This is a genomic window from Leadbetterella sp. DM7 (assembly GCF_040829825.2).
Classification (GTDB): domain Bacteria; phylum Bacteroidota; class Bacteroidia; order Cytophagales; family Spirosomataceae; genus Leadbetterella.
Genome location: NZ_JBFOLH020000002.1, coordinates 208,362 through 219,242 on the forward strand (window position 1 = coordinate 208,362; position 10,881 = coordinate 219,242).

The window sequence follows — 10,881 nt, forward strand, 5'->3', positions numbered from 1 at the left end:
TAAGTTATGTCTGATTCATCTGAAAATCTCCTCTCTTCCATCCCGCAGCTCAGCTGGCCGGAAGTCCAGGAAAAATTAAAGCAGCCCGGGGTCGCGCTGATCGATGTACGCACAGAAGAAAAACACCAACACTTCAATATCGGCGGGAAAAACATTCCCATTGACCAGTTGGAAAGCCACTCGCCCGAACTCGAATCGTATAATGAACTTATTTTCTACTGTACTTCGGGAAATAAAAGTACCCGCGCAGCCGGGCTGGCAGAAAGCCTCCTTCCCGGCGTAAAAGTGTACTCCCTCCTGAACGGGGTCTCTTCCTTAAAGCCCGAATAAAACCCGGGGAGTTCTCACAGGCCCTGTCCTCTTTACGGCTATTCCCGCCGGCCGGGAAAAGACATTTCAAAAGATATTTTGCAACGTTGTTGCATATAAGAAAATGTCATTTTACATTTGCAACATTGATGCATTTGTAAATTTATAACCCGGCCTGCATTCATGAAATTACGCATTTTAACCTGGCTACTGTTTTGTACCGGCTTATCACAGGCAATTGCCCAAAATGCCCTGATCCGGGTGCTGGATGCAGAAACCGGCCAGGCGCTGGCCGGGGTGAATGCCGCATGGGCCGGCTCGTCAGGAGCACTGGCCGACTCAGAAGGTATTATCCGCCTCCGCCTCGACGGACCAACCACCGTCAGCCTGTCGTTTGTAGGGTATCATCCTGAAAAAATAAGCCTCTCTCCCGGAGCCGATGAAACCGTCAGGCTCAGGGCATCTGCCGCCGGGCTCGACGAGGTAGTGGTCACCGGCCAGTTCACCCCTACCGAAAAATCGCGCTCGCTCTATAACGTAAAAGTCTTCAATGCAGGCCATATTGCCGCCCGCGGCGCCGTAAACCTGACCGACATCCTGAGCATGGAGCTCAATGCGCGCGTTGTCAACGATAACGTGCTGGGGAGCAACATCATTCTCCAGGGGCTTACCGGGCAGAACGTAAAAATACTGATGGACGGCGTGCCGCTCATTTCCGGCGAAGCCAATGAATTTGACCTGAACCAGCTGAACATGAACCAGGTGGAGCGGATAGAAGTCATTGAAGGCCCTCTTTCTGTTCAATACGGCACCAATGCGCTGGCCGGTACCGTAAACATCATCTCCAGGCAGCTGCCTGACGGCAAAAGGCTGCAGAGCGGGGTGAATGCCTACTATGAAACGGTGGGCAAATACAATGTGGACGCCAGTATCGGCACCAACCTCCGCGACGGCAGCAAGCTCTCGCTTTCCGGCGGACGCAACCAGTTCATCGGCTTTTCGCCCGATGACCAGCCCCGTAACAAGCTCTGGAATCCATCCACCCAGTATTTCGGCAACTTCAAATGGGTAAAACGCACCGGAAACCTGAACTACGGGCTCCTGCATAACCAGTTTCGCGAAACCCAGGTGAGCAAAGGCAACCCCGACCCGGGCTTCCAGTACCTGACCGCCACCGATAACGCCTTCACCACTAACCGCTTTAACTCGAACATTTTCCTGAACGGGAAGCCGGGAAGCAGCTCCCGGTCGTACATCGATATGATCGCCGGGTACCAGTACTATGACCGCATCAGCGAAAACTACCTGGTGAACGTATCCGATGAAACCCGTAAGCGTACTTCCCGCCGAAGCACGGAATTCAGCTCCTGGCTGTTCCGGGGTGCCTACAGCTATACCGGTTCCGGACTGAGTTTCCAGGTCGGGTATGATGTAAACCTCAATAATTCGGCCGGAGATACGGTTGACTCGCTCGGTACTTCCGTGAACGACATCGGCATTTTTGGCAGCCTGAACATAAAGCCTTTCAGAAAATTAGAAATCCAGCCCGGTTTCCGCTACACCTACAACTCCCGGTACAATACCCGCGAAATCAATTTCCTGGATACCGGGCTGCCCGTCATTCCCTCGCTGAATCTCAAATATGAGGTGAGCAGGGCTCTTAACCTGCGGGCTTCCTATGCCAAAGGTTTCCGGGCACCCTCGCTGCGTGAGCTGTTCTGGGACTTCCAGGATGCCAATCACAGCATTAACGGCAACCCTGCCCTGCAACCCGAAATTGCCGATAACTACATCCTGTCGGGCAAATACACCTTCGGCACCGAAAGCCACCGCCTGGGTATCCAGCTGATGACCTATGTTAACCGGATCGAGCGCAAAATAGAGCTGGTCGATAAAGACCGCAGCCTGATGGATCCGTCGCGTCAGAATGTCAATGTAGCCAAAACCTATGCCAACATTCCCGAATTCATGACCCGCGGCTTTAACCTGAACCTCTCGTACGCGCAGGGCAGCCGGCTGATGATCCGGCCCGGCTTCGGGCTGCTGGAGCGTTCGGGCTCCAAATCGCTGAGCACCCGGTTCTACAGCTTTGAAGCCAACGGTAATGTCTCTTACGCCCTTACCGCATCAAAGATCAAGCTGAACCTCTTCTACAAATACAATGGCCCCATGGCCCAGTTCTCCCTGTCGGCTGACAACCAGCTGCTGGACCGTACCCTAGGTGCCTATACACTCGTGGATCTTTCAGCCTCGCGGCCCTTCTGGGGCGACAGGCTGTTTGTAACCCTGGGTGCCCGTAACCTGCTGGATGTCACGAACGTGGTACAGACCGGGGAAGGAAGCGAGGGACTGGTAGTACGGTCGGGTTTCAAGCCCTCGCTCCCCATAGCCCAGGGCCGGCAATTTTTCACTAAGATTTATTACAGTTTTTAACCGTTAACTTTCATGACCCAAAAATTCAGATTTTCACTTCTGGCAAGCGCCGTGCTGCTCCTGAATGCCTGTAGCAAAGATGAGCCTTTTACCGAGATCAAGCTGGCAGAAGGCACCAAAACCGCCGAAATGGGCAGTGACTACGCTAACCAGGTCTACTTTGACCTCAGTGAAGGCACAGCTGTGGTGCGGCCCGCCAACAGCTGGGACCTGGCCTTCCAAAGCTCGGGCGGCACTGCCGTCCGGTCAAATTTTGCCAAAAAGACCGGTGTGTATGCCGTAACCACTGATTTCGCCTCCACCACCCAGGTACCTGCTACGGGCCTCAGGTACGACGACATCAGCCTGGATCTGACCAAAACCGCTGTAGGCGACTGGCAGGGCAAGACCTACGTGATCAACCTGGGCCTGAACCCGCCCACTTCAGCGGTCAGCCTGGGCTTTAAAAAATTCAGGGTGGAAGGATTTTCCAACGGAAAATACACCCTCCGCTATGCCAACCTCGACGGTACGGAAGACAAAACCGTGGAGATCCCGGTCAATACCAAAACCAACTTTACCTATTTCTCGCTCATCAATAGTACCGTGGTTGACGTAGAGCCCGAGAAAGGCAAATGGGATATTGTAGCCACAGGCATCACCCAGCCGGGCGGCGGCCCTCCGGGCAGCTATGTGGTAAGCGTGGGCTTCCTGACCAACCGCTTTGAAAACGTACAGGTGGCGGTTCATAACCCGGCGGCTGACCTGGCCGCCAGCGACCTGCCCACTGCTCCCATCAACAATGTGGCTTCATCAGAAAGCAAATACGACGTGCTGACCAAAGCCGACTTCCAGGCCTTATCCCCGACAACAGATGCCTCTGTCATCGGGAAATCCTGGTGGCAGATCCTGCAGCCGCACGCCCAGGCCAACTACAAGGTATACGACTGGAAGACCTACATGATACAGGATGCGGAAGGCCGGGTCTACAAAATGAAATTCCTGACCTTTAAGGGCGGACCTGATATCACCTCAGGGTACCCTTCTTTCCAGTACAATGAGCTTCAATGAAATCATTCTTTAAAAAATACGGTAAAGCCACCGGGACCGGGTTAGCGGTCCTGGTGGCGCTCACCCTGGCCTTCACCCAGTACAGGAAATACCTGGCGCCCACACGGATCGCCTTTGTGAATTATCCTGAATTCCAGCTGTCCCGGATCAAAAAGGCAAACGATAGCCGCTTTATCCACCTGGAGGTACTGGAAACAGACCGGCTGGAAAAGGCAGGAAACTACACTGCCGTTTTCCTGTTCGGAAGGGGTTTCAGCCTCAAACCGGAACAGGTGGAGACCCTCAAAAAATCAGGAGCAGCTCTCTACATGGAAGGCACCACCAACCCGGATATCGACGTGACCAACCTGGAAGGCCGTGACCTCAGCTACATTACGGACTACTTCCGGTACGGCGGCAACCGGAACTACAAAAACCTGCTCAGCTACGTCAGGGAGAGCCTCGACGGCAAAACGTTTTTTACCGGCACCTGGGAGAAGCCTCACCCCATTCCGCCGGACGTATTTTTCCATATCGACGAAACCGTACTTTTTGAAAACCCCGCCGACTTTGAAAAATACGGCACCGAAAAGGGCTTCCTGAAGCCCGGCGCGCCCAAAGTGGTTTTGCTGACCACCGTTCCGGGCCCGTTTAATTCGAACCGTGAGCACCTGGAAGCCATCATTAAGTCGCTCAGTAGCCGGGGTATGAACGTCTACCCCATTGCCTCGGTCAGCAAACGGCTGGCCTGGCTGAAGCAGATCCGGCCGGATGTGGCCATCATGATGCCTCACGGCCGGCTTACCCAGGGTGAAGCAGCAGAAGCGCAGCAATGGCTCCGCGAAAACAAAGTTCCCCTGCTGGCTCCCTTGAGCGTATTTACCGAATACGATAAATGGGTGAAAGATCCGCAGGGCATGAATGGCGCCCTCCTGACCATGAGTGTCACCCTGCCCGAGCTGGACGGCGCCGTTAATCCATACGCCATTGTGGCCCAGTACCGCGATGAAAATAATTTCCTGTCGTTCCGCGCCATTCCCGGGCGTTTAGAAGCGTTTTCCGACATGGTGGCAAAATACATTGCCCTGAAAAAGAAAAGCAACGCCGGTAAAAAAATCGCGATCTACTACTTTAAAGGTCCCGGGCTGAACTCCATGGTAGCCGCTAACATGGAAGTGGTACCCAGCCTGTTTCACCTGCTGAAAAGGCTGCAGGCAGAAGGTTACAACCTCACGGGGCTTCCGGCTAGCGAAAAAGAGCTGTGGCAGCTGATCCTGCAAAACGGTTCGGTGCTGGCTCCTTACGCAGAAGGATCGGTGGCCCGGTACATCCGCACGGCTAACCCCGAGCTGGTGGAAGCCGGCACCTACGAAGCCTGGGCCAAAGCCGCACTACCGAAAGAGCTCTGGAACCGGGTGGAAGAAAAATACGGAAAGGCGCCGGGAAGCTATTTGTCGCTTTCCAAAGACGGCAAAGACTACATTGCAGTTTCGCGGATACAATTCGGTAATGTGGTTCTGCTTCCCCAACCTTTACCGGGCATAGGCAGCAATACGAACAGCCTGGTACATGGAGCCAAAGAAGCACCCCCGCACCCCTACCTGGCCAGCTACCTGTGGACCCGCAATGCCTTTAAAGCCGATGCTATTCTCCATTTCGGCACCCACGGCAGCCTGGAATTTACTCCCGGCAAGCAGATCGCCCTATCCGGGTCTGACTGGCCGGATGCGCTCATCGGGAATACACCTCATTTTTACGTATATACCATCTCCAACGTGGGCGAGGCCATGATGGCCAAGCGCCGCACGTACGCCACTACGATCAGCTACCTTACCCCGCCGCTCATGGAGAGCGGTGCTTACGATGAGCTGGGTGCCCTGGAGCAGCAGCTGCATACCTTTTCTGCTTTGGAAGATCCGGCCATGCAGCACGCCTATACCAAAACCATTTCAGAGCGTGCCCGTAAGCTAAAACTGTACAAAGACCTCGGCCTGCAGGACGATACCCGGGACCTGACGCCGGAACAATGCCGCCAGCTGGCCAACCTGGTGGAAGAAATAGCCAATGAAAAGGTCACCGGCGGCCTCTATACCCTGGGCAAACCCTATACCACCCAACAGCTGAATAATACGGTCATGCTGATGGCCCTTGACCCGCTGGCCTACTCGTTTGCCAGGCTGGACGTTATCAAGGGTCGTATCCCGGCATCGAAGACCGACGACAAAGTCTGGTTCAACAAAATATATACCCAAAAAGCCCGGCAGATCATTGACCGGGCCCTGAACGGTAGTCTTTCCGCGGATCAGGTAATCGCAGAAAGCGACCGGAAGCGGGCACATCAGTGGCAGGAAGCGAATGCCGTACAGCCGGCCGGGCACCCCGGAGGCCGCCCGGGCATTGCACAGCATGCAGGAGCTAAGAATACGGCAGGCACCCCGGCCCGGCCGACAGCCAAAACCTCTACTCATCCCGGAGAAAAAGAGGTGGATAACACTCCTACGTCAAAACATCCTACTCCGGAAAAACCCTCTCTTCCGCAATCTAGGACCCTACAGAATAACCGGGAAAGAAGCGAAACTTCCGTCACATCCTCCGAACGGCCCATCCCCGGAGCCGGCCCGTCTCACCGGCCCAAAGCTGTACCGGATGCCCGGGAAAAGGAATTTGCTACCGCCGTACTGACCATCGAAAATGCTGTGACCAACATCCGCTCGTACCGGGAAGCCCTCAAAAGCAGCACTGAAGCCGAGTTTACGGGCATTCTCACCGCCCTCAGCGGAGGCTATATCAGCCCGTCGCCCGGCGGTGACCCCATAGCCACTCCCGCTGCCATTCCCACCGGGCGTAACCTGTTTTCCATCGATGCGGAAAAGACCCCGTCAGCCGAAGGCTGGGAGGTAGGCAAAATGCTGGGCAACTCCCTCCTGGAAAATCACCTGAAAACACACGGCACTTACCCTAAAAAAGTAGCATTTACCCTCTGGCCCGGTGACTTTATCCAGACTGAAGGCGCCATGCTGGGCCAGGTGTTCTGGCTGCTGGGCGTGGAACCTGTGCGGGATCCCTTTGGCCGGGTACAGGATATCCGCCTGATCCCGCAGGCTGAGCTAAAACGTCCCCGGATAGATGTGGTGGTGCAGACCGCCGGGCAGCTGCGTGACCTCGCCGCTTCCCGCCTGAAACTGATCAATGTAGCCGTAAAAATGGCTACGGAAGCGGGCGATGGAGAGGACAACTTCGTGAAATCAGGCGTTCTGACAGCCGAAAAGAGCATGATAGCCAAAGGCATCTCGCCCCAGGAAGCGCGGGAGCTGGCCACCCTCCGGGTATTTGGCGGCGCTAACGGCAACTACGGCACGGGCATCATGGGAATGGTGGAAAAAGGCGATTCCTGGACATCCGATACCGAAGTGGGCAAGACCTACCTGAATAACATGGGGGCCGTTTATGACGACTCCGACCGCTGGGCCTATTACCGGGAAGGGGTATTTGAAGCGGCACTTCAGAACACCGAAGCCATCGTTCAGCCACGGGAGTCGAACACCTGGGGCGCATTGAGCCTGGATCACGTGTACGAGTTTGCCGGCGGACTGAACCTGGCCGTCAAAACCGCCACCGGGAAAGAGGCCGATGTATTCTTTAACGACTTCCGGAATCCTTCCCACGCCCGCATCCAGAACATCAAAGAAGCCATTTGGGTAGAGGCCCGCTCTACCCTGTTGAACCCCAAATACATCAGCGAACTGGCCGGCGGCGGGGCCTCATCAGCGGAAAAGCTGGCAGAGACCTTCCGGAACACCTACGGCTGGAACGTGATGAAACCGGAGGCGGTAGACGGCGAACTATGGAACCAGCTTCACGACGTCTACATCAAAGACACCGGGAACCTCGGCATCCGCTCGTTCTTTGAGCGGGAGAATCCTTTTGCACTGGAAGAAATGACCGCTGTAATGCTGGAAACCGTGCGGAAAGGGTACTGGAAAGCCAGCGAGCAGCAGGTCCGGGAGATCACGGAGCTCCACCTGGCCCAGGTCAGGCAGCACGGCGCCGGTTGCTCGGGGTTTGTGTGTAACAATACCGCCCTCCGCTCATTCATTGATAAGCGGTTGTCAGGCGCGGATAAAGCCGACTATAACCGGGCCATTGATGCCGCCGGAACGGCCAAAGCCGCCGGAACCGATGCCTCTGTCACCCTGAAGAAAACCGAAGAGCCGCGGCCCGATAAGCCGGAGAACAAAATCTCCCCAGAAACCGGAACCCGGTACGGCGTGGCGCTGATCCTGCTGCTGGCTGCCGGTCTCTTCTGGTTTATCCGGAAACGTAAGCAGAGCGGAACATGAGGGAAGTTATTTATCTGTTGATGCTGCTCAGCACGCTCGGTTTCTGGCTGCATATTTCCCTGCTGCCGCAAAAGGGGCTGTCCGTACTGTCAAGCCTGGCACTGGCCATCTTTGCCTATTGGTTTTATCCTTATGCCATTCAGCAAAACAGCCAGACCGTCTCCGCCTACCTGCACAGCCCCGAAATAGCGCAGGGGCTGGCCATCTTCCTGATTGCAGAAGGGATGCTGCTGCTGACATCCGGCCTGCTTCAGCTCCGGAAACTCCACGGTGAGCCCATCGGTAAAGGGCAGCAACGCTCTTTTTACCTGGTGGGCCCCTCTGTTCTCCCGGCCATTGCGCTATTGGAAACACTCGTATTTTTCCAGGGGCTGGACATGTCGTTTACCGCCCTGGCCCTCAGCATAGCAGCCGGCATATTCCTGCTATTTGCGGCTGTCCCTATCCTCATAAGGCGCATTTTACCGGAGAAAGACCTCCGCCTGGAGCTAAAACTGCTCCTGCACTTTTTACAGATCGTCACGGCCTGCCTGCTGACGGCCGGCTTTGACATCCCCGTTCCCAGCCGGGAAAGCCACTTTCCCGATCTGAAGCCCCTGGTAATGACCCTGGCGCTGACCCTTTCCCTGGGTATACTAGGGTATTTAGGACATCAAATCAAAAAGAATAAATGGAAATACTGAACAAAATCATCTACTGGATCTCTACCGGGCTGCTGGTGCCCACCGTGCTCACCCTTATCTTCCTTTTTATCCGGGGCGTGCTGCTGCTGGGCGGGTTTTACGGGTTCTATGTAAACCGACTGAAAAATAATAAAAGGCTGAGCCCGGTTCTCCGGGACCTTACCCCCGGCGGACTGCGCCAGCTGGAAGAAAGTAACACCCACCGCAATTCCCTTTATACGGCTTCCCTCGACCGGCTTCTTACCTATGAGGAGTCCAAAGTGCACCGCGAGAAAATCCTGGCTGATTTTGAGCTGGCTTCGGAGAAAGACCTTGACCTCTCCCGCACGCTCTCCAAAGTAGGCCCTATCCTGGGCTTAATGGGAACGCTGATCCCCATACAGCCCGCCCTGGTGGGCCTTACGAACGGCGATCTGAGCTCCATAGCCCAAAACATGCAAGAGGGTTTTGCCTCCACCATCATCGGCCTGGTGATAGGGGGTATCGGCTTCCTGACCCTGCAAATTAAACAGCGGTGGCATAACGAAGACCTCGCCAATCTTGAATTTGTAAATGAAATTATAGATGAGAAACAGAAAAAGACGGTTTAAGAAAACCAACGATGAAGCCCTGGACCCCATTGCGGCGGTAGCCAATCTCTTTGACTTCTCCCTGGTGTTTGCCGTAGCGCTGATGGTGGCACTGGTCAGTAAGCTGGGCATGACCGAGCTGATGTCTAAAGAAGATTTTAACATGGTGAAAAATCCCGGCACGGAAAACATGGAGATCATTGTCAAAAAAGGCAACAAAATCGAGAAATACAAAGCCTCCGACAGCCCCACAGACAAGAACAAGTCGCAGGGAAAACGCGTAGGAACCGCCTACCAGCTGGAAAACGGGGAGATCATTTATGTGCCGGAATAAACGGCTTTACATTTTCTTAAGTACCTTTTCAAAAGTATTCAGATTCCGCGAAGTAAAAGCATCTTTCAGGTTCTTTCTGCCCAATATTTTCCCGAAATCAGAATCCAGCGTACTGCCTTTGGACACGCGCCAGTAGAAATGATTTTCAACAACCCGGCCTTCCTCCCCTGCTGCTTTCACCGACTTTTCAAACACCTCCGCCAGGATTTTTTCAATCCCCCCGATCCCCACAAAAGCGTAAATGTGAAATTCAGGATGAATCTCAAAGGGATTGAGCCTGAAAATGGTTTCTATTTCACTTTGGTCCTTCACAAAAAGGAATGCTTCGTAACGGAAATGCTCCGCCATGGCCTTTTCCAGCACCGGCCTCAGCTCTTCCGCAGTTTTGCCGGATGAAAACACGATATTGCCGGAAGCCAGCACCGCAGAAACCTTTTCCATGCCCGCCTTTTCAAATACGGTGCACACTTCTGCCATTTTCATGGCCGTTCCTTTTACGTTCACGCCTCGCAGGAAAGCGCAGAATCTAAGGCTGGAGGCAGAATCCGATGAGGCAGATATTTTTTTCATTTTTATTAGTAACTCATGTTACGAACTATTTCCACACCACAATAGATACATAGATTTGATCTTCTTTATAAAACCTATGTGGTTAATAAATCTATTTAGTAACTCATGTTACGAACTATTTCCACACCACAATAGATACATAGATTTGATCTTCTTTATAAAACCTATGTGGTTAATAAATCTATTTAGTAACGCATGTTACGAACTATTTCCAAACCACAATAGATACATAGATTTGATCTTCTTTATAAAGCCTATTTGGTTAATAAATCTATTTAGTAACGCATGTTACGAACTATTTCCACACCACAATAGATACATAGATTTGATCTTCTTTATAAAATCTATGTGGTTAATAAATCTATTTAGTAACTCATGTTACGAACTATTTCCACACCACAATAGATACATAGATTTGATCTTATTTATAAAATCTATGTGGTTAATAAATCTATTTAGTAACGCATGTTACGAACTATTTCCAAACCACAATAGATACATAGATTTGATCTTCTTTATAAAACCTATGTGGTTAATAAATCTATTTAGTAACTCATGTTACGAACTATTTCCACACCACAATAGATACATAGATTTGATCTTCTTTATAAAAC

The 10,881-nt window shown here is 53.0% G+C and carries 8 protein-coding genes; 7 read left to right on the forward strand and 1 reads right to left on the reverse strand.

Features of this window, described 5'->3' with window-relative positions:
- Positions 1-6 precede the first annotated feature (6 nt).
- The 7 genes from AB2U10_RS02845 (at position 7) to AB2U10_RS02875 (ending at position 9,697) form a co-directional block, all read left to right on the forward strand.
- Positions 7-330: a rhodanese-like domain-containing protein gene (locus AB2U10_RS02845; RefSeq protein ID WP_367915463.1), complete on the forward strand. Its 324-nt coding sequence runs from the start codon at positions 7-9 to the stop codon at positions 328-330.
- A 162-nt stretch (positions 331-492) separates the two neighbouring features.
- A complete protein-coding gene (locus AB2U10_RS02850; RefSeq protein ID WP_367915462.1) occupies positions 493-2,742 on the forward strand; it encodes a TonB-dependent receptor in 2,250 nt (749 codons plus the stop codon).
- A gap of 12 nt (positions 2,743-2,754) precedes the next feature.
- Positions 2,755-3,792, forward strand: a complete 1,038-nt coding sequence (locus tag AB2U10_RS02855) for an HmuY family protein (RefSeq protein ID WP_367915461.1) — start codon at positions 2,755-2,757, stop codon at positions 3,790-3,792.
- Complete coding sequence (locus AB2U10_RS02860; protein ID WP_367915460.1) at positions 3,789-8,111, forward strand: cobaltochelatase subunit CobN; 4,323 nt, start codon at positions 3,789-3,791, stop codon at positions 8,109-8,111. Before AB2U10_RS02855 ends, AB2U10_RS02860 begins: the two co-directional genes overlap by 4 nt.
- Positions 8,108-8,794: a hypothetical protein gene (locus AB2U10_RS02865; protein WP_367915459.1), complete on the forward strand. Its 687-nt coding sequence runs from the start codon at positions 8,108-8,110 to the stop codon at positions 8,792-8,794. Before AB2U10_RS02860 ends, AB2U10_RS02865 begins: the two co-directional genes overlap by 4 nt.
- Positions 8,782-9,384 carry a MotA/TolQ/ExbB proton channel family protein gene (locus AB2U10_RS02870; RefSeq protein WP_367915458.1) on the forward strand — a complete coding sequence of 201 codons (603 nt, stop codon included), beginning with the start codon at positions 8,782-8,784 and terminating at the stop codon, positions 9,382-9,384. The genes AB2U10_RS02865 and AB2U10_RS02870 overlap by 13 nt, the downstream gene beginning before the upstream one ends.
- Positions 9,359-9,697 (forward strand): DUF2149 domain-containing protein, encoded by a 339-nt coding sequence (locus AB2U10_RS02875; RefSeq protein WP_367915457.1) that lies wholly within the window; start codon positions 9,359-9,361, stop codon positions 9,695-9,697. The genes AB2U10_RS02870 and AB2U10_RS02875 overlap by 26 nt, the downstream gene beginning before the upstream one ends.
- Before the next feature lie 6 nt (positions 9,698-9,703).
- On the opposite strand, the gene AB2U10_RS02880 is transcribed toward AB2U10_RS02875, so the two are convergent.
- Positions 9,704-10,267 (reverse strand): DUF1697 domain-containing protein, encoded by a 564-nt coding sequence (locus AB2U10_RS02880; protein WP_367915456.1) that lies wholly within the window; start codon positions 10,265-10,267, stop codon positions 9,704-9,706.
- Between the last annotated feature and the right edge of the window lie 614 nt (positions 10,268-10,881).